General features: G+C 40.9%; 7 protein-coding genes and 1 pseudogene. 7 read left to right on the forward strand and 1 reads right to left on the reverse strand.

Features of this window, described 5'->3' with window-relative positions:
* Positions 1 to 12: 12 nt before the first annotated feature.
* Positions 13 to 630, reverse strand: coding sequence for a hypothetical protein (locus tag OKC24_RS17400; protein ID WP_265466055.1), 618 nt, complete (start codon positions 628 to 630; stop codon positions 13 to 15).
* A 433-nt stretch (positions 631 to 1063) separates the two neighbouring features.
* On the opposite strand from OKC24_RS17400, the pseudogene OKC24_RS17405 reads away from it, so the two are divergent.
* The 7 genes and pseudogenes from OKC24_RS17405 to OKC24_RS17435 all read left to right on the forward strand — a co-directional run.
* Positions 1064 to 1967, forward strand: a pseudogene (locus tag OKC24_RS17405) (DUF932 domain-containing protein); the annotation flags it as partial.
* A gap of 552 nt (positions 1968 to 2519) precedes the next feature.
* Positions 2520 to 5195 (forward strand): hypothetical protein, encoded by a 2676-nt coding sequence (locus OKC24_RS17410; protein ID WP_265466056.1) that lies wholly within the window; start codon positions 2520 to 2522, stop codon positions 5193 to 5195.
* 19 nt (positions 5196 to 5214) lie between these two features.
* A complete protein-coding gene (locus tag OKC24_RS17415; RefSeq protein ID WP_180052165.1) occupies positions 5215 to 7860 on the forward strand; it encodes an autotransporter outer membrane beta-barrel domain-containing protein in 2646 nt (881 codons plus the stop codon).
* 4 nt (positions 7861 to 7864) lie between these two features.
* Positions 7865 to 12793: a beta strand repeat-containing protein gene (locus tag OKC24_RS17420; protein WP_265466057.1), complete on the forward strand. Its 4929-nt coding sequence runs from the start codon at positions 7865 to 7867 to the stop codon at positions 12791 to 12793.
* A 228-nt stretch (positions 12794 to 13021) separates the two neighbouring features.
* Positions 13022 to 13516, forward strand: a complete 495-nt coding sequence (locus OKC24_RS17425; protein WP_004842529.1) for a hypothetical protein — start codon at positions 13022 to 13024, stop codon at positions 13514 to 13516.
* Positions 13517 to 13545: 29 nt separating this feature from the next.
* The gene (locus OKC24_RS17430; protein WP_180052166.1) at positions 13546 to 16278 is read left to right on the forward strand and encodes a beta strand repeat-containing protein; all 2733 of its coding nucleotides are present in this window, start codon (positions 13546 to 13548) and stop codon (positions 16276 to 16278) included.
* 119 nt (positions 16279 to 16397) lie between these two features.
* Complete coding sequence (locus OKC24_RS17435; RefSeq protein WP_265466058.1) at positions 16398 to 22493, forward strand: SdrD B-like domain-containing protein; 6096 nt, start codon at positions 16398 to 16400, stop codon at positions 22491 to 22493.
* The last annotated feature ends 196 nt before the right edge of the window (positions 22494 to 22689 follow it).

Here is a 22689-nt window from a genome sequence, read left to right on the forward strand (position 1 = left end):
ATAAATACGCTTTTAGTTGTTCAAACAAGTGGAACCACCTCTGTATACTTCCTTTAAACTACTAAATTTTCGGCCTCTATAATTCTGAATATAACTTTCCACAAAGTTGTAAAAGGGTTGTTTGCGTATGCGCTGAAAATTATATTTTTTGAAGGAATTAGAGACCCCTTGTTCTAAAAAGTCCCTTAAAATAGGGGGGAGATTTTTCTGATTCATGCAATCTGCATGTGATGAATAAGCAGTTCGAATGGCTTTAAGCTCAGTTTGAATATTTTCTAAAGCATTAGCTTGTAGTGAAGCTCTAAATTTACGAATAGCTTGAAGTACTTCGTGATAATGTTTGGGGCGATATTCGAAATCAAGCTTTGCAACTTGATCATTCCCATCCTGATCTGGAAAAAATGCCTTAACAGGTTTGTTACAAAGTCTTTTTATTTTATCTTCTTCCAACTCTTGGAAATAACCTTCATCAATCAAGGTATATATTGCCTTCCTTAAATCTTCTTCATTAGATGCCATGAGGATAGATTTATGGAAACTCAAAAATGGAGACGAGCGGATTTTGTCAAAAATAAATTTTTCTAGTGCATTCACTATCAGTATTTGTTCTTGTAGTTGAGAACTTGGCATAAATACTCCTTAAGTAACCCCTTAACTTCTGTACAGACTTAGCCATTTTTATGTACAGACTTAATAATTAATACATTTCTTATCAGCATCTTACAAGATGATTCAGGAAATAATGAATTCATGTAAAAAGGTATTAAATTTGATTGCTTCAGTAGTTGAAATTAAGCGACACTAAGTCTTTGAAATAAATATATCTTTACTTGTCTAAAAATATTGAATTTAATTTTTTAGGAAGACATTGGATGCGTTTGGATAAAATAACATGCATCAGTACTTTAGAGAGGGCTTCAATGAATTAGGTGAGTAATTTTTGTTGAATAGCAATAAGCTGGCGGGTCAAACCTATGCAGGTTGATAGACGTTATTTTTGCTATAAATAAAAATTGAGGTTCTTAAAATATTGAATTGTGTAACAAATCCTCCAATGCAGCTATATGATGCCCAGAATGAATGCTGGCAAAGCATTATTATGCCTTATGAAAAATATATGTTTTATATCGCTCCGATACCCATGCGCTTTTATTTATGTTCAGCCGGAGCTATCAGGAAGTCTACCGATGGGAATACTTAACTTCTTATTCTGATTTAACAAAGCAGTCTTGCTTTCAACTGGAAATAGCCAGTGTGCTTAAAGGATACATGAAATTCTGGGCTTTAGCACGTATTGAACAGGCTTCTGCTTTAAAAGAAAAAAGTCAGCAATGGCTATATCTTGCTGGCAGCGGGCTGTGATGGAACCCTTGCGACTACGGCGCAATTCATCTCCATCCGTGTGGTGTGTAATAACACCTTGGCGATTGCCCTAAATGGACAGGACAGTAGTGCCGGTGTAGTTAAAGTCCCGCAACACCCACTTTGATACCCAAAAGATTAAACAGCAGCTGGGCGTATCTCTGCGTGCATGGGATGAACACATGTATGAAATGAAACAGCTGAGTCAGCGTAAAGTGACCCAGACCGAAGCTGTGGCTTATTTTGATGCCGAGTTCAACAAAATACACGCCTCAGTCCAACGGAACAGGATGAAGGCATTATTCAGTTCTCTACCCTAATGTGGTCAATAAGTCGCCAAGAAAAGACAAGGCTGAACTAAATGGATACACGATGTTTAAAGTCCTTATCATGTTTAACGGGCAGGGTCACGGAGCTAAATTCAGCCAATCCAAAGACACAGCATATATATTTTGTTGTGATCAATTACAGAGTTTGACGATCATTAATGTCGTGCGATGAGTCAGGATCACCGCTTGGATTCCGCTTGGTTTGGTGCGGGGGCAGACTTAAAGCAATGTGGACTAGAACAAGCTTTATATTTCATTGTCTACCGTACAAGCTAGCGCTCAAATTAGCGTACATGCGGATTAATCCCTATTTCAAAACCCTTCTATTCATTTAACTGCATTCAAAGCTGTGTCTTTGGACACAGCTTTTTTATGTCTGTCTTACTTTGTGGGCATGAAACATGAATCTTTAAAGTGTGCGTTCTAGTCAGTGATTCAACATAAGGATTTTGTGAAGAATATTCAATAAGGTTTGCATGGTAGTGTGAGACTGTGAATTAAAAAATGATAATGAGGAAATCAATAAAAAGAATATGTATTGAGCATTGAGTCTAGGGCTTAAAAACTTCGAAAATTCTTTCTGAAAGTTATCGCATCTCAGCAAAAGACTGGGCTTGAGATTTAATTTAATCACTAGAATTTACAATATAAAAATGGTTAAAAATAAACTTTTGAAGAGGAATAATAAAAAAACGTATATCAATAAGTTATATTTTTTAAAAATGTTATTTATTTGGTGTTTTCTTGTGTTTTTTGTGATTTTTTTGTAGTATTGTTTTTAATCATTGTAAAAAATTTATAATTATCGCGTGCTTGCAAGGGTCAGAAATGATAAACCTCTTAAAAAAAAGTGCTGTTCTACGAACAACATTAGTTGCTTTGATTGGTTTATTTATTGGGTTGTATAGTGCTTTAGTTTTTGCTCAGCCTAAAGCCGGAAGTAGCATCACCAATATTGCGAGTGGTGATTTTTATGATGAGCAGGGCAACCTACAAACAATTAACTCCAATCCTGTTATCCTGACAGTTCAGCCCATTTACTCATTGAGTCTACAAAGCAATCAGCAAAATATTGGTACAATTGGCAGTAAACTCAATTTCCCTCATGTACTCACCAATACAGGAAATATCGCAGATAACTATAAGGTTGTTCTGACACAACTCACAAATGATCAATTTGATCTGGAAAATATCGCAGTTTATGTAGATCGGGATCAAAATGGTGAACCTGATGACAATAATAATTTACTCAATAATGCAATCTTGCACTTAGAGGCAGATGAGTCAGTTGCTTTGGTGGTGGTCGGCAGTATTCCTAAAAATGTTGTCGCAGGTAATGTGGCAAACTTTAGTTTAACTTCAACCAGTCAACTTGATCCAGGTAATGTGTCTGCCACTGTCTCAGATGTTGCAAAAGTGGTTGATGATGCGGTCATTCAGGTCACAAAATCTCAAAATATCAGTACAGGTAAAACAGGCACAGAAGTTACCTATACATTTACCTATAGCAATACAGGGACTGCATCAGGTCAGTTGCTGGTTCATGATACCTTGCCAAGTAATGTTGCATATCAGGCAGGAACTGCGATTTGGAGTAATGGCACGGCTACACTGACAGATATAGATAATGACAATGAAGCAGGAAGTACTGCTGAATCAGTCATGAACTATAAATATGTAAATGGTGAGGTGGAGTTTAAACTGACAGGGATTGCCGCATTAAGCAAGGGCGCGGTGAGCTTTAAGGTGAAAGTCAATCAGAATGCAGCGGAAAAGATCAATAACACTGCGAACTATAAACAGTATAAAAACAATACAACTACTTTATTGAAAGACACCAACACCAACACCGTTATCTTTAATGTAGAGCAAACCTTAGGGGTGATACTGAATAACTCTTCTGCTGGAAATGCTGATGGAGGCACGAATGACTTGCTCACCAAAGCAAACACATTTACTGGGGCAGCCAAAGAAGTTCAGTTTGAAAATTATGTCTGGAATACGGGGCAGGCAACAGATAGCTATAATCTTACAATTGATAAAAGTATAAATGTGCCAAGTTGTGCGATAACACGTTTATATCACTCTGATGGAAAAACTTTGCTCACCGATAGTAATGCTGACGGTGTGGTAGATACAGGTTCGATGGCAGCAGGCGCATCGAAAAAAATTGTGCTTGGTGTTTATTTCCCTGCAAATTGTGTTACAGCGACTAATGAAATACTAGATTTTGATGTTAAGGCAACTTCAGTTACAGATACAGCAATTACCAATAGTACTCGTAATCGATTAAACAATACCAATACCGCAGGTTCTAGTGACTTGTACAATAATGATAGTTCAGGAACTGGTATAGGTGCTGTTACATCACCTGGTGGACAGGCATGGGTAAATAAATCAGCAGTTAGGGGTGGAACAGCCGTATTTCCTTTGGTTGTAGAGAATAAGAGTACGGTAACGAATAGCTATAATTTATATGCTTCGGCTGCTGAAATTGATGTCAATAATATCAGTACCAGTTTTCCTGCCCAGTGGATAGTGAAATTCTATGATACGAGTGATGATTGCCAAAGCCTAGGAAATGTAATCAGCAGTACTGGCAATGTAGCAGCGGGTGCAACCAAAAAATATTGTGCTGTTGTCACTGTTCCCACTAATACAGACTTGGCTAATCTTCCTATTTGGTTTGCGATAAAATCCCCAATGAATGCACAGGCGGATAGTATTAAGGACCAAGTTGATATTATCCAGAGACAAATGACACTGGCAAATGATCGGCAGGGTCGGGTCAATATTGGTGGCACAGTTGTCTATCTACATACCTTAAAGAATACAGGAACTGTGGTTGAGGGGAATGCAGTAGGCCAGATCACGTTTAGTGTTATTCCGCAAAACCCAAATGATACCTTTACTTATACTTTGTATCATGATGCCAATAATAATGGCGTGATTGATGCGACTGATCCAATGATTAATGATTTATCCATCATTACAGGTGGTTTAGCGCCGCAAGCTTCAATTCAACTTCTCTTAAAAGTCCAGGCACCAACAACGGCAACCAATGGTATGTCTAGTGTGGCGAATATTGTGGTGAAAGCAAACAATACCATTCAGGGGCTGACCTTGGATGATTTACAAAACACTGACTTGACCACGGTAGATCCAACCCAGTTACGTTTGACCAAAGAGCAGGCGAAAGATGAAAACTGTGCCTTAACTTTAGCTACGGTAAGCAGTGCAACCTACGGAAGCACACCACTTCAAGTAAAACCAAATCAATGTGTGAGCTATCGTTTAACCATTAAAAATGAGGGCGCCACCCCAGCTAGTAATATTGTGATTAATGATATTGTGCCTGCTTACAGCCAATTACGTAGTGGTTTACCACCATCTATTAGTCAAGGGACAATCGCTGTAAATAACGATCAAATTGCAGGCAGTGTGGGATCGCTTACACCACAAGGTCAGGCTTCCATGTACTTTTCTATTCGGGTAAGCCCATAAACAGAGCGGATATTAGAGCATGAAGATGATCAATACACTAAATAATAACCGCCCAAAACTGTTTAATTGGGTCTTGACCTTGCTGTGCGTGTTGATGGTCCAGCAATCGGCCTGGGCTGCAACCAACTCGATCATCAGTAACATGGCAGTTGGTGAATATAGCGAAGAGGGCTCAACGGTTGTACAGGTGGCGCGTTCAAATCTTGTCCAAACCACGATTTTGCCTGTGTACTCATTAAATTTGGTGGCAGCCAATAACAAAACAGTAGTGGCGGGACAGACAGTTTATTTTAACCATATTTTAACCAACACCAGTAATGAGACAGATCAATATACTTTCGCTGTAAGCAATAATCCCACTGGTGATGATTTTGATTTTGTGAATAGTAGCCTGATGGTTTATCTGGATGCCAATAATGATGGTATTCCCGATGGATCAGCGATTACAGGTTATACATTGGGTGCAGGTCAGTCCGTTGGACTAATTGTTGCAGCAAGCATACCGAATGCGATTACCACAGGAAAAGTTGCAAATTTAACTTTGATGGTGACATCTGCGAATGGCGCGAGTGGAACAAATAGCAATGTTGACAAGGCAACTGTAACTGACCAGTCAACTCTGGTGGTGCGTAAAAAATTCTCTCAAATCACTGCTGCAAATGGTGATGTGGTCACCATACGTCTGGATTATCAAAATCCAACAAACACAATTGTACCAACGGCAACCTTGACTGACACGTTAGGAAGCAATTTAACCTATGAAGTAAATACTGGTAAATGGAATGGCGTAACTGTATATGATGCAGTGGGGGGAACAGCCGATCCAACAGGAATTAATTATAGTGTCACCTCGAATGTTGTTACCGCAACCCTAACCAATATTCCAGCGAATACGATTGGCTATATCGAATTTAATGTAAAAATTAATAAAAGCATTGCAGGGAAAATTGAGAACGTCATTAATGTAACAGGGCCAACGACAGACACAAGTAATACAGCAGTTGTAAATGTTGCTCCAGTCTATGCTGTCAAAATGAATGGTAGTGCAAGCAACGTCAGTGATAATACCAATATCATTACGGCCAGTGCGGTTCCCCAGGGTGATGAACTTAAATTTACCAACTATGTCTGGAATATAGGGAATACCACAGATCGTTTTAACCTCACTTTAACTAACAGTACATTTCCAGCAGGTAGTCAAATTGAGTTGTATCGTGCGGATGGTGTGACACCATTATTAGACAGTAATGGTGATGGTATTCCTGATACGGGATTATTGGCAGCCAATACCAATATCCCTGTTGTGGTAAAAGTTCGTTTCCCAAGTAGTTATACGGTAACCACAAATACAGTTTTTGAAGTTACACCACAAGCACAGTCTGTGGGTGATGGTGGTAAAACCAGCACGATTAAGGATCAGGGCACTTTAACTCCTGTTTCACAATTGGTGGATTTAACCAATGCTGATAATACGGGGCTGGGTAATGGTGCGGTTGATAATAGTGGCGCTGCATGGAAAACCATAACAGTAAAATCCAGTGATAATGCTGTGACTGGCGGACAGGTAATTTTTCCATTAACAGTGAAACATACAGGTGTTGGAACAGAGTATTTGCTCAGTGCAAATGCCAGCAGTGATTTTTCTAGCCTGACTTTACCCGCAGGCGTAAACCGTGTGCGTTTTTATGCATCCACAAATGGTACAAACTGTAGTGGGTTGGGTAATGAAATTGGTAAGACGATTTATTTAAATAATGCGGAAACCCAACTGGTCTGTGCGGTTGTTGAAGTGGATAAAGTCAATAAAGACGTGACTGTACCAATTTATTTCCGTGTGATCTCAACCAGCTTTGTTGGTACGGATAACCCTGCTCAGGACATGATTAAAAATGCTGTAACGATTCAAAGTGTCAATTCCGTACCCCAATTGGAATTTACACCAGATTTACATGCTCAGGTCGCACCATTGGGCACAGTGGTCTATCGTCATTTACTGACCAACCCTGCTGCTACAGACTTTACGGGGAGCTATGGTTTTATCATCAACAATAGTGAGTCTAGCTTTAACAGTGTACTATTTCTGGATGTCGATGGGGATGGCAAGTTCAGCAGTGGGGATTTAAATATTCGTACATTGGCGGACTTACCAGGTGGCAAAGTGGCAGCTCATGAGCAAATTCAACTCTTATTACAAGTCACGAATGTTGTAAATAACAATGTCAATCAGACCAATACAACAGTTGTGAACTTAACAGATAGTAGCAATCAGGTTGTTGCTTCTATTAAAGATGTGACCACAGTCAAGCAGTCACAATTAACCCTGACAAAATTGCAGGCACGAGATTTGGGTTGTGATGGTACAGCTGATGAAACATACACAACAAATACTTTAACTATTGGTAAGCAAAGCAATGGTCAAGGTCAATGTGTTTTGTATAAGGTGATTTTAACCAATACAAGTGCTACTGCTATGAGTACTGCATTTACCTTTAGAGACATGACGCCTGCCTATACAGTTTTATCTCAATCGCCTATCTGCACATCATGTAGTGGTATAACGGCTCCCACAGTTGGTAATGCTGGCGCGGTTTCAGGAACATTAAATAGTGTGGCGGCAAATCAAAGTTACGAATTCAGTTTCGGGGTGCGCTATGTGGGGCAGTAATTCAATGGAAAAATTCAAGATGATGAAACTGGCTAATCATGCTGTTCTAAAATTTTTGATTTTGTTTTTTTCACTGGTCGGTAGCATCAGTATTGCTCAGGCTGCTTATCAGCGTAGTTATTTAAATTTTGATTTTGAGAGTAACTCATTAGGTACATCATGCTATGTGCAGGTCGATGCCTCAAGTGTTCCAGGTTGGAATACTACGCATAGAAGTATGCAAGGGACTGGTGGTTGTGGTAGTACAGGTAGGGGATTTGGAAAATTGATTGAGTTATGGTCGCATGGATACAGCGGCTATCCTGCAAGGCAGGGGAATGTATTTGCTGAATTAAATGCTGAGGAATACTCAGAAATGCAGCAAAATATCTGTTTAATTCAAGGTGAACCAATTTCATGGAAACTTAGCCATAATGCACGTCGCGATAATACTACTGATGTAGATAAAATGTCTTTACGTGCTGGTGCACAAACAATTGTGAGTGTGGCAACAACTAAAAATGGTAATGGTTCAATTTTAAGTTGTGCTTCGGGTAGTTGTAATGTGTCATCTGGAGTAGTGACTTATAATGGTAATAAATTTTGGGCAGATTACAGCGGAACATTTAATTACACAGGCACAACAGGTCCAACGGTTTTGGGTTTTAAGGCAGATACAGGTTCATCTGGTTCGCTTGGTAATTTTTTGGATGCAATTCAAATTTCGGTAAAGCCTATTATTGAGTTTGCTTCAGCCAGTTATGAAATTCCTGAAAACGGCATCCCTCAGGATATTAAAGTGATTGTGGTTGGGATTATTCCTGCGGGTGGTTTAACCCTGACCTTTAATGTCAATGATGGGACACCTCCTAAAAATGCTGAAATTAATCTGGATTACAAAATCAACGGCAGTACCAATAAAACCTTTACAAAAACCATTCCAGCAGGTGATTATGGGATGGGTACACCTTATACAATCAGTATCCCAGTAGAAATTATTGATGATAAGGTTGCTGAACCAGATGAACAATTTACTGTCACTATTCAAAGGGATGACAATAATTTTTACTTATATTCCTCTTCTGTTTGTGGGTCGTCAGGGAATGGTACGACTACTTATACCATTATAGATGATGATGCACCAACGCAGATGAATGTTGCAATTAGCAAAAGTCAAAAAACAGGTTCTGGAACATTTAGCAGTGATCCTTTAACTGTATCAACTAGCACTACCATGCAATATCAATTGGTGATGACCAATTTGGGTGAAAATCCAATTGACCCCACTGCATTGGCAACATTTACTGATACGCTACCGAGTAATCTAACTAATTTGTCTATTGCATCCCAGACTGCATCATCTGGTGCAACCTGTCAGGCAAGCCGTTCAGGCAATGTGGTAAGTGGTACTTTTAGTGGGCCTAAAAATTCCACCTGTACCGTGATTATTCAGGCAACTACACCATCTACAGGGGCTATACTGACCAATACTGCAACTGCAAGTGTACCTGTTGGTAATGTGAATAACCCGAATACAGATATTGATCCATCTAATAATAGTAGTACTGTACAAACTACTGTTGCCGCAGCCACACTTATTTTAAACAAAGCAACGACCAGTGGTATAGGAACATTTGGTTATTCATTGAACAACACCTTGCAAAGTTCAGCGAGTGTAACGATTGACATGCCAGGAGACCCTGTTCAGGTTGACAGTGATACCACTAAATCGGGGATACAACCTTTTATTATTAGCAGTATTAATAGTAATGTGGTGATCACGGAAACTATGCCTACAGGCCAGAGATGGGAGTTTACAACAGCTATTTGTAAAAATGCAACGGGAACGACCCTAACATCTTCCATTTCGGGAAATACATTAACTATTAATAGCAGTGGTATCACAACAGGAGCTGTCATTACTTGTAATCTTATGAATACAAGGTTACCTACTGTTAAAGTGCAAAAAATATCCTATGGCGGAACAAATAGCTTTAGTTTTATAGGAACAAATTTAAACGGTAGTAGTGGTTCAGTGAGCTTAGGCACTATCACTACATCGACTCAAGGGATTGCGGCTCCAACCAATCCAACGGTATTACCCGTGACTGCAAAAGGAACGAATGTTACCATCACAGAAAGTTCACCACCAGCTAACTATGTCTTAACAGAAGCCAGTTGTAGAGATGACAATAGTCTTGTAACAGGGAATACAGGGAATTTTGGTAATTTGGTCAATTCAAGTAGAGTGCTCATCATTCCATCTACCTATTTAATTACAGGTGGAGCAGATATCACTTGTACTTTTGTGAATAGACTTAATCCGCAGACTGATTTAAATATTACCAAAACCAATAATGAGACAGCATTATTAAGAGGACAAAGTACTTCTTATTTAGTGCGTGTTACTAATAAAGGAAGCATTCCTGTGATGGGTGCGACGTTGGCTGATGCGGCTGGCACCAATCAAACAAAAAGCAGTGTAACCTGTAGTAATGCAAACAATAATCAATGTACGCCAGGTTCTACTCCTACAACTACTCAAATTGAGAGTGGCTATGCGTTACCACGACTTGATACAGATGACTTTTATGAAGTCATTGTGACTGCGACTATATCATCAAGCAATATTTCGACTACCAATAATACTGCATCAGTCACAGCGCCTTCGGGAGTGACTAACTCAGGAGCAAGTTGTACTGCTACTAGCTCAGGTGGTATTGTACGTAGTTTCAATCCGACTACACGAGTATGTAGTGTTACAGATACTGATTCTGTGTCTGCTGGTAACAGAACTTTAACTGTTCGAAAAACATGGGCGAATGCTAAGCAATTTGATAAGGCAACCATTACCGCAGATACAACTACTGGTTTGGTTACACTTGAGACAATAGCAACAGGAGTAGCAAGTCAAACGGATAGTTCCAGTATTTTAGTCGCCAATAATACCAGTGTGACCTTAAAAGAAGTGATCGATATCGGCGATGGTAATTATACAGTCGCAGCGCCTAGTTGTTCTGCGGGCAGTAGTTCTTTGACAGTGACAGATAATAATAACGGTACTTATAATCTGGCACTTCCATCTAGCGGCACAACAGCGATTACCTGTACTTATACCAATACGCGTAAAACAGCAACTTTAAAACTGACCAAGACATGGACAAATGCAAAAAATGGTGATGTGGTTGCCATTCCAGCGACTTTGGGTTTAAGCACGAACACCACGAAGTTTAAGAGTACTGCTCCAACCCAAACTGATTCCAATACTGTTACGGTCTATGTGGGTGATACGGTTACATTCAGCGCAGAAATAGGTTTAGGTGATTACGCATCTGGTGATCCAAATTATGATGCGGCTGTGACTATGAACAAGGATAACTATAATGCAAGCTTAAGTTGTACTGCGAATGGTGGTGCAACGGCAAATAGCTTGTCTGGAACCAATGCTAAACAAAGTAATACTTTAACCATTGGTGCAGGTGATACAGGTAAGTTGATTACCTGTATATATAATAACAGCCGTATTCCACAGCAAATTAAATTGGTGAAAGAATGGAGAAATGCAACCATTAATCATCAAATTAAAGTAACAGCAACTGGTGGAACCAATAACCCAAGCGTAACTTCAATTTCATCAGGAAATAATACTGATGAGGGAGGAATCGTAACGGTCTATTCGGGAGATGTCATCACCTTACCAACTGAAACCTTTATAAATGGTAGTGCAAGCCAATACACCATTAGCACACAATGCAATGGTGGTAGTCCTTTAACTGATGGCATAGTCAATCGTACCATTACGATTAGTAACAACACCATCACCACAATATGTACCTATACCAATACTAGGACAGTGGCACAAACCATTATTTTTGGTCGGGTATTCAACGATAATAGTGGTACAACTGGTGATGTAAGCAAGGCATATAATGGTGTTCAGGATACTGGGGAAAGTGGGATTGCCAATAATACAGTACGTTTAACCAACTGTAGTTCAACAATTTTGGCAACCACCTCTACTGATGCAAATGGTGATTATAAGTTCAATATTGATCAAAGCCAGTTACCTACTTCATTTTGTATTGTACAAACCAATTTGCCTGAATATACCTCTGTGAGTGGAGCAAGTCCAACAGGAACGTACAGTCGCAATACGGATATAATTACGGTACCAAAAACCACAGCCACAAGTTATCCAGACAATAATTTTGGGGATGCCAATCTCAATGTACTTTTAACCGAAGATGGGCAGCATACCATTACCGCAGGGGAAGTCACCGATTATCCCCACCGTTTAACCACACAAGCCCCAGTGTACCTGACACAGCTTATTCAGACATATTCAAACTTCAATAATGATCAACCTTGGCAGGCATTGGTTTATCGAGATACGAACTGTAATGGTACGGTGGATGCTGGAGAAGCGGTATTTAATCCAAATAATTTATTATTACAGCCAAGTGTTGATATTTGCCTTGTACAACGTGTATTTGCACCAAGCAATGTATTTGCTGGAGCGCAGCATATTGGCACATTACAGGCAAACTATGCAGTAAGTTCATTAAGTCTAACAGATCAAAAAACCCAACAGCGTCAGGATGTGACACTAATTGGCAGTGCAGGCCTGACATTGACAAAAAAAGTACGTGCAGTAAGCAGTTGTTCATCAACTCCATCTGATTCTTCAGGCTTTTTAGTGAATAACGAAGCCACAAAACAGCAAAATCTGGAGTATGAGATCACCTATAAAAATAATAGTGTGAAGAACCTACAGAATGTCAAAGTAAAAGATAGTTTACCAACTGGTACTAATTTTGGCAGTCTAAGTTGCGGCCTAACACCAAGTGGAAATACTTGTAATGCAACACGTTCTGGAGAAGTTCTTGAATGGACTTTAACAGGTTTGCTAAAACCATCAGCCACAGGAACTTTAAGATTTTGTGTTAGTCAGTAAACAGAACCTATCACAGATCGGTAGGTTGAAAAACGTGCAAAGGGCTTCGGTGAGGAAAGATGGTATGGAATTTGCTTTGGCTGAAAGTAATACAATATTTTTTGTAAAAGTGTGAAGTAAATCAAACAAATTTGTTGATTATTGATATACTTTTGTAAAAATGGTTAACGTTTTTTTGGATGGTAAATGTACTGTTCAAAAATAAAAGAGAAGACTAGGAATAATTGAATGGCGTATTTGAACAATATGTACAAGAAATGTTTGCTTGGTACTGCGGTTCTTGTTTTGGCTGGAAGTGTATTCGCTGAGCCTAAAACGACAAAAGAGCCCGTTTCAGTAGAACTCAAAACTTTCCTGATCAGTGCAGGCACTGATGGGAAACCAACCTCAAAGCTGGTGACCAAGGTAAAACCCAATGATGTGATTGAGTATCGGGCAACCTATACCAATAACACCACTGCGAAAATCAAGAATCTGGCTGCGACTTTACCGATACCTGTAGAAACACAATTTTTGGCAAAGTCTCAGCCAGAAAATGCTGAAGCAAGTACTGATGGTACACATTTTGCCCCAATGCCTTTAAAACGCAAAGAGAGTAATCAAATGGTGAATGTACCACTGAAAGATTATCGTGCATTGCGTTGGACCATTGCAGAGCTTCCAGCTGGAAAGTCTGTGACGGTTTCTGCTCAAACACGCGTAAATAGTGAAAAAACTAACTAATTGGCATTTTACATATAAGGGGTAAAATAATGTCAAACCGTCTACAACTTACACAACTTGCGGCTTCTATTGCTTTGGTTGCAGGTAGCGCAGCTTTCATTTCATCTGCACATGCCGCCGCGCCAGCAGCAGGTACAAGTATCAGTAACGTTGCATCTGCAACCTATACCGATAGTACGGGTGCAAGTAAGTCTGTAAACTCAAACATTGTAACCACAACAGTTTCACCTGTTGGAAGTATTACTTTGGTTGCAAACCGTACCGCAACTGCCAACCCGAACGCCTTGGTCTCTTTATCACATACCTTAACCAACAATGGTAATAGTAGCGATACCATTACTTTAAGCGTGGCGAATATTGCTAATGCTTCTGGTGCTGCTGGTGATGACTATGACTTTAGTGGCCTTAAAGTCTATCGGGATACCAATAATGATGGTACACCTGATGGGGCACCAATTCTCATTGGTGCTGCAACGGGTACAATAACTCTGGCAGCAGGTCAGTCGATTAACCTGATTGTTGAGGGTACCACAGATGCAACAGCCGCTGCGGGTGCAGAGGGTCAATGGACGTTAACTGCGACCAGTGGTCAGACTGATGTTGTGACTGGTGGAGCACTCAGTGCCAGCAATATTGATACCGTGACCATTATCAATGGTGCTGTCATTAGCTTGACGAAATCGGCCAGTGTCAGCTTGATTGATGCAACCAAGTCTGATGCTGAACGTGAAGTGACCTATACCTTGGTGTATAGAAACACGGGCAACAGTACAGCAACCAATGTTCTGGTGACTGATAAACTAGATTCTAGATTAGAATATGTGCCAGGTACTGCCAAGCTGATGAATGTTAGTCAAACAGATGCCGTTGATGATACGGCTGGTCCTGGTTTTGTTGATAACTATAAGATTGTTGGCGATACTTTAACCTTAAAGATTCCATCTTTAGCACCAAATACCACAGGTACATTGACCTTTAAAGCACGTGTGGTGCAAAACACTGATCCAGCCTTGATTAGAAACACTGCGGAAGTTGATCCTGGTACAGGAACCAAGACACCATCTAACGACAACTATGTTGAAGTTGCAAAGATTTTCAAAGGTACCATTAACGATAGTGATAGCAATAACTATGCCGATGGTGCAAACCCTGGTGCTCCTTTAGATAACAAGATTACCATTGCTGATCTACTCCAGGGCCAGGTTGCTGTGTTTGGTACAGCAGCAACTGAAAAGATCGTAATCCATAACACAGGTAATTTCGCCGACGAGTTTAATGTCTCTGCGACCAACATCACTTTACCAAATGGAGCTGGCACTGGTATTGTGACTCTATATAAGGCAGATGGTGTAACGCCATTTACCGAAACAGGTAGTATTGCCAAAGGTGGTACTTATGAGCTGGTGGCAAAAATCACCTTGCCTGCAACTTATTCAGGTAACACACCGCTGACTGCAACTTTATTGGTAAAACCGAAGTCAAACCCAGCTCAGATCGCTGATACTTTGGATTTGATTATTACCAAAGTTACCCCTGCAACTGTGGACTTACATAACGGTAATAACACTGATCAAGATAATGCTACTGGTACAGTCGGTGCTACTGTCGGGACAGGTAAGGATGCCAGTCAATATGCGAATGAAGCATCAGTTCTACCAGGTAACTCGGTAACATTCCCATTAAGTGTAGATAACCTCGGTTCAGTAAGCGATAACTTCAATTTATCGCATAACTTGCCAGCAGGCTGGGATGTGAAGTTCTATCAGGTGGCGAATCCTGCAGAGACAGACCCAGCTAAATGGATAGCAACAGGTTCACCAATTACCAATACTGGCAATATTAACCAGAGTGGTAATACTAAACTGGTTGTTGTTGTAACGCCACCAGCAGGTGCAACAGCAGGTGGTGTAGATGCGAACTTTACTGTGAGATCGGCATCAACCAATTTAACCGATACCTTATCGAATAGAGTGACCGTTCAGGCAGACCGTAAACTGGTTCTAAATCAGGATCGTATTGGTCAGGTTGCACCAGGGGGTACAGTTGTTTATAAACACACTTTAACCAACAATAGTAACTTGGTTGAAGGTGCAACCGCAGCGGGTATACCATTTACTTTAACTAGTTCAAATACTGACTGGGCAGCCAGTTTGTATATCGATGTAAACAATGATGGTTTGATCGATGCGAATGATACGCTAGTCACAGGAACTGCTCTTACATTCCCTGGTAATGCTGGTATTGCCAAGGGTGCTACAGTCAACTTACTCGTTAAGGTTCAGGCACCAGTCAATGCAACTGTGGGTACGCAAAATCCAGTGGTATTGACGTTCTCACCAGTTCAGTATAATGGGCAGAATCATCCAGTACTTACAAACACTGACTTGACCACAGTCACTGCAGGTCAGGTACGTTTGGTGAAAGATCAGTATCTTGCTAACTGTGCAAATGGTACACCAATTAGTGGAACTTATACACAGGCAACAGTAAGTGCGAAGCCAGGTGAGTGTGTACGTTATCGCATTGTGGCAACCAACGAAGGTAATGCGAATGTAACCAATGTAGTGATTAGCGATAATACGCCGTCATATACTACATTGAAAGCAGTTGCAACAGCAGGGACTGAATCTCCAAAAGCAACCAATGCAACACTTGGCGGTATTTCTGCTGATGGTACAACAGGTACAATTTCAGCAACTCAGTCTACTTTGGCACCGAATGCTAGTTCTTCATTAGAGTTCGTAATCAAAGTTGATGAGTAATACTTATTAACATTAATGTAAATCAATAATTAAAGATGTGAACATTTGCCTAGGCAGGTGTTCATCTCAAATAAATTTTTAAGATTTTTTTAGACTATTTTAGTTAAGGGTACGGCGCTGTGCTACAACAGAAGCAATCTAACGCATTCCATAACATGACATTCATGTTATCAACGTTGACAGTATCAATATTGTCAGCGCAGTACGGTTATGCAGCGAATATGCCTGAAGTGGGTAGCTCTATCCAGAATATCGCCTATGCAACTTATGTTGCACCCGATGGTAAACCCCAACAATCAGTTTCAAATACCGTCGAAATCAATGTTTCTGCTCTTTACGCAATTGCTTTAACTACTCCACCAGTTCAGGAAATTGAACCAAGTACCCGTGTTATTTGGGCAAATACCTTAGTTAACAATAGTAATGCGCCTGTCAATGTACAACTAGAAGCGTTAACAATAAATGAACTAAGCAACGTTAAAATTTATGTAGATACCAATAAAAACGGTCAATTCGACACCGATGATCAACAACTGACAACCAATGTTGCCTTGGCGGTAGGCCAGAGCGTTCATTTGTGGGTCGTTGCAACAGCAAGTGCGACATTGACTGAAAGTCAGCAGTTAAATTTACCAATAAAAGCCACACTGGTTGAAGATAATAGTGTAATCGCAACGGCTACAGATAGTGCCATCAGCTATGGCCCACAACTGGTTGCAACCAAAGAGGTTGTCCAGAAAACTTTTGAGCCATCAGCTAATGCCAGCTATGATCTTAACTATACCTTGGCCATCACCAATCAAGGGAAAAAAGCGGCAAGGCCTGTGGATGTGATGATCGATGGTCAGGCACAGAAAATGGTGCTTTTAGTTGATGATCTGCCTGCCAATACAACATTTAAGTCTGCACAGTTAAAAAATACGCAGGCCAAGGTTTTGTATAAGCAAACAGGCAATAACTATACAACGACCTTGCCAGGTGATTTAAGCAAGGTTGACCAATTGGTGGTTGGCTTTCCACAAATAGACACCAATACAACCGAACAGGTTGACCTTACGGTCACAATGAACCGTAACATTGCCAAAACAACGGTTAAAAATACTTATAAAGTTTCGTATGCAACCACAAATAGCCAAAAAGAGGTATTGTCTAACCCTGCCTTAACAGTGGTGGGTGGTATAGCAGCTGTAACCAATAAATCTGGTGATTTCCAAAATGTCTTGACTACGGGCAGCGTGAATAAACCACTTTATCTTGAAGCGCAAAATGCCAGCTGTAATGCGGACCGTTATACTACGGACAAGGTAAAGATTAAGATTAAATCAACCAAGACAGGTGATCTTGAAGAGGTCATTGGTGTAGAAACTGGCCCGAATACAGGCGTATTTCATTACACGCTACCAACCGCATTTGCGGAAGTTGGGGTTTCTTATGATTCATTATTACAAACAGTCAAACGCGATCAAGTACAAGTTAGCCTGACGGACTGTCTGGATACGCAGGGTAATTCAACCCAGACATTTACCGATATTAGTACTCAGGTACTTATGGATCCATATGGAACAGTGTTTGATGCCAAGACAGGTTTACCTGTGGCAGGGGCAACCATAACCTTATTAGACCAGAATGGCCAGCCAATTGCGGACAATATTGCATACAAACTTGATGAGCAGACTGGAGAACTGGTTACAATTCCAGCTAAGCAGGTCACCAATAGTGAGGGTGAATTTATTTATCCCCTTGTTAAAGCAGGAACCTACAGTTTTGTTGTGGATACAACCACAATTCCTGGAAATACACGTTATAGTTTTGTCAGTGATAAATCTGTTTATCCAAGTTTCCCTGCGGATAAGGCTGTTGATCTGGAATGGTCTTATGCTGGCAAATTCACCTTAAATAATGGTGATCCAGCACTCAATATTGATATTCCAATTGATCCTGATTTGACTGTACCAACCTCGCCGTTATTTGTACAAAAGGTTGCGACCAATAAAAACTCGGAAATCGGTGAGTTTGAAGAATATACCGTGACGGTTGCCAATCGTGGCACGGTGGATTCCAAAGATGTTTCGATTACTGATACCTTGCCTAGAGGCTTTATCTATGTTCAGGGTTCTATGCGTATCGATGGCACCAAGGTTGCTGACCCATTAGGTGGAAAAGGTCCTTATTTGAAACTTGGTTTAGGTACACTGACTCCAAGTAAGGAAGTTAAGGTTCAGTATCGCGTCTATATTGGTCCAAATGCCTTGAATGGTGATGGCATTAACCGTGTTCGGGCAAAAGATGGTCAGGGAATCGAATCAAACGAAGCATCTGCAAAAGTAGAAGTAACTCCTGGCGCAATGATCTCTGATGGCTTTATTGTTGGTAAGATTTTTACTGACTGTAACCGTAATGGGGTACAGGATGCAGGTGAAGTCGGTGTGCCAGGTGTGCGTATTTACCTTGAAGATGGTAGCTATGTGGTGACTGACAGTGAAGGTAAATATGATTTTTATGGGATCAGTGCCAAAACCCACGTTCTAAAGGTTGACCGTACCAGTTTGCCAGTTGATTCTGAGTTGGTGTTAATTGGCAATCGTCAGGCAGGTGATCCGAATAGCCGTTTTGTGGATTTAAAACGTGGTGAACTACATCGTGCCGATTTTGCAATTGCCAATGGCGCAGGACAATGCTCACAAGCCTTATTGCAACAAATTGCAGAACGTAAAAAACGTATTGAACAGGACAACACCAATTTAGAACAGATATTACGTTCAGACCTGACGATTGATCCAGTTTTTTCCAAAATGACCGATGTAAAAGGTCAGCCAGCAAGTGGTTGTATCTCGGCACAGGGAAGCAGGGCTAATTGTAACCTTGATTTTTCCAGAGAACAGGTTAAGGAATTGAAAGAGGTTGCTTTTGAACCAGAAAAATCTGGCGTTGCTTCTTCAGTTGCCTTGCCACTGACTGAAACATTGGCAGCAACTGAGAGTGTGCCAGCCGAATCCACTCAAGCTGCGAAAATGCTTAGTCTGGAAACAGTGCTGGAAAATGCTGCCAATAATCAGCTAGAAATTATCAACTTAAAAGATGGGCAGCTTCTTGGTTATGCCCAAACAGCGGTTCAGGTTAAGGGTGCTGCTGGCACACAACTACAACTGTGGGTAAATGGCACACAGGTTTCTGAGAAACGCATTGGTAAACGTGCAATATTGCCTGACTTACAGGTTGCAGGTCTGGATTTTATCGGTGTCGATCTCGCTGTGGGTAAAAACAGTATTGAAGTTCGTCAAGTCGACATGATGGGTAATGTTCGGGATAGCAAACAGGTCAATGTGATTGTCCCTGACCAAATGGATAAGCTGTTACTTGAGTCAGCCAAAGTACAGCCGCAAGCCAACGGCCGTGATTATTTTAACGTGACCATGAAAATTGTTGACCGTAATGGCACATTGGTTTCTACCAGAACTCCAGTTACGCTCGACAGCTCGATTGGTAAAATTGAGTTGACTGACCTGGACCCGAAACAACCTGGTATTCAGGTGTTTGTTGAGGGCGGTACACTTGTTGTGCCAATAAAGGCGCCAATCGAGGCTGGGGAAGGAACGCTGTCGGTTGAAAGTGGTATTTTTCATAGCAGTACCCCAGTACGTTTCTTACCTGATCTACGTCCGATCATCGCCGTTGGTTTGGTAGAAGGATCAATTAACTTTAAGAAATTTGACCCGAAACAGTTAAGCAATATCCGTTCGCAAGATGGATTTGAGGAAGAACTGCAAGAGATTTCATCATCGGACAATGGCAAAAGCAATGTGACAGGGCGTGCAGCCATGTTCCTGAAAGGGAAAGTCAAGGGTGAATATTTACTGACCCTTGCCTATGATTCTGACAAGGATAAAAACCAGCGCTTGTTCCGTGATATTCGTCCAGATGAATATTATCCAGTTTATGGTGACTCGGCAGCGAAAGGTTTTGATGCACAAACAACCAGTAAGCTCTACGTGCGTGTGGATAAAGGCCGTTCTTATGCCATGTATGGTGACTACGTAACACGTACTGAAAATGATGAGGGCCTGGCTTTAGGTCAATATAGCCGTTCATTAACAGGTGTTCGTGGGGCTGTCGAAACAGACCGCTATAAAGTCACGGCCTTTGCTGCGCAGACCAATACGCAACAGGTGACCAATGAACAACGTGCTATGGGGATTTCAGGTCCGTATAGCATGGGCAATGTCAATACCGATGATGTGCTTGCCAATAGTGAAAAAGTTGAGGTGGTGACCCGTGACCGCGATAATCCAGGCCTGATCATTTCGCGTAGCACTTTGGCACGTTTTACCGATTATGAAGTGGATACCTTTAGCAACAGCATTTACTTAAAAGATCCTGTACCAAGTGTCGATGCTGACCTGAATCCAGTCTATCTGCGTATTACAGTGGAATCTGAGCAGGGTGGGGATGAATACACGGTTGGTGGTGTGTCTGGTTCTGTAAAAGTCACAGATAAAGCCAAAGTAGGTGGTTCTTATGTGAAGAGTAATAATCCACTAACTCAAGATCAGTTAGCAAGTGTGAATACTGTCGTTAAATTTGCCAATGATAAAGGTAAATTCATTGCTGAGTTTGCCCGTTCTGAAAATATCAATGACGGTTTAAACTCTTTAACACAGATTAACACCACACCAGATGCAACAGGTAAATTGTCGGGGAATGCGGCTCGCGTTGAACTGAACTATGCCTATAAGAATATGGAGCTGAAAACCTACCATAATCAGGCAGATACAGGGTTCTATAACACTGCGGCACCAATCACCGCTGGACGTAAGGAAAGTGGTATAAAAGGGCGTACGCAACTGGGTAAGATCGGTTTGGCAAAACTGGAGGCCATCCGTACTGAAGATTTGCAAAGTGGTGTCAATCAGGGTGTTTCTGCCAGTATCGAACGTGCGATCAGCCGTATTGTCGCGGTTGAGCTGGGTCTCAAGTATTACGATGAGTCTAAGAATCCAGCATTGTTGGGGGCTTCACAAACAGCGCCGTATCATGGTTTAACCGCACGTACAAAAATCACCACACAGCTTCCTTGGCAGGGTTCAAATGTTTTTGCTGAATATGAGCAGGATGTTTCCGAAGCTGAGCGTCGTAATTTTGCCTTGGGTGCGAATTACCAGATTAATTCAAAACTACGTGCCTATGGTCGCCATGAGTTGGTGTCCAGTATTCAGGGACTGTATGACCTAAATAACAATCAGCGTCGTAATGTCACAGTGTTTGGTCTGGACAGTAAATATAACAATAACGGTACGGCATTTAGTGAATATCGTGTTCGCGATGGCATCAGTGCGCGCGAAGCTGAAGCTGCAATCGGTTTACGTAACCGTTGGGAACTGGAAAAAGGCTTCTATGCAACCACCAGTTTTGAACAGGTAAAGTCATTGTCAAAAGCAGATACCGATAACCAAAATTCCGATAACACTGCTGCATCTTTAGGTGTGGAATATCTGGCCAATCCAAACTGGAAAGCTGTTGCGAGAATTGAAGCACGTTGGGCTGACCAGTCTGACGCCATCCTGAATAATCTGGGGATTGCCTACAAATATTCCAATGACGTGACTTTATTGGCGAAAAATGTAGTTAGCCTGACTGATAGTAAGAATGAAAACAGTGGTGATCGCCTGGTTGATCGTTTCCAGGTGGGGGCTGCCTACCGTGACACTGAGCACAATCGTTTTGATGCGCTGACCAAGGTGGAATACCGCTATGACAGTAACAAGTCAGATTTAAATAATCCATACTTAAAGCATGTCTATATTTTTTCAAATCACTTGAATTATCATCCAAGTCGCGATATTACCCTTTCAGGCCAATATGCAGTTAAAAATGTGGACACAACGTTCTCTGGTTTGGAGTCAAGTGGTATGACACATATGCTCAGTGGTCGGGCAATGTATGACATCAATGAACGTTGGGATGCGGGTATTCATACAGGCGTGTTATGGTCGAACATGAGTTCGGGCCGCCGTGTTTTGGTTGGGGGGGAAGTGGGCTATTTGCTGGCTGCAAACCTCTGGTTATCAGGTGGTTATAACTTCTCTGGCTATAAAGATGATGATCTTGTAGATAGCGATACTACGCTTCAAGGTGCATATGTGCGTTTTAGATTTAAGTTTGATGAAAATTTATTTGAAAATAGAAATATTACTAGCAATACCAGAGGTGCATTTTAATGAAAAAGCTTTTCAAGTGGAGCTAACGTAGGTTGGCTTTATTTTATTGCACAAATTGGATTTCCAATTTTATAATCCTAATGTTAAAAAATAATCTATGGTACGTTCTCCATTGATGGACATATTCCATTCTTTTTATCTATTCAATTAAAATAGATCTCTTTCATAAATCAAAAAACGATCTTCTTTTTGGTTA

Origin of the sequence: Acinetobacter entericus, assembly GCF_026168575.1 — a bacterium.
GTDB classification, from domain to species: domain Bacteria; phylum Pseudomonadota; class Gammaproteobacteria; order Pseudomonadales; family Moraxellaceae; genus Acinetobacter; species Acinetobacter bouvetii.

Excerpts from the sequence above, each read along its gene's own strand:
- OKC24_RS17410 (WP_265466056.1), top strand. The coding sequence starts at position 2,520 with ATGATAAACCTCTTAAAAAAAAGTGCTGTTCTACGAACAACATTAGTT.
- OKC24_RS17430 (WP_180052166.1), top strand. The coding sequence starts at position 13,546 with ATGTCAAACCGTCTACAACTTACACAACTTGCGGCTTCTATTGCTTTG.
- OKC24_RS17420 (WP_265466057.1), top strand. The coding sequence starts at position 7,865 with ATGGAAAAATTCAAGATGATGAAACTGGCTAATCATGCTGTTCTAAAA.
- OKC24_RS17425 (WP_004842529.1), top strand. The coding sequence starts at position 13,022 with ATGGCGTATTTGAACAATATGTACAAGAAATGTTTGCTTGGTACTGCG.
- OKC24_RS17415 (WP_180052165.1), top strand. The coding sequence starts at position 5,215 with ATGAAGATGATCAATACACTAAATAATAACCGCCCAAAACTGTTTAAT.
- OKC24_RS17400 (WP_265466055.1), bottom strand. The coding sequence starts at position 630 with ATGCCAAGTTCTCAACTACAAGAACAAATACTGATAGTGAATGCACTA.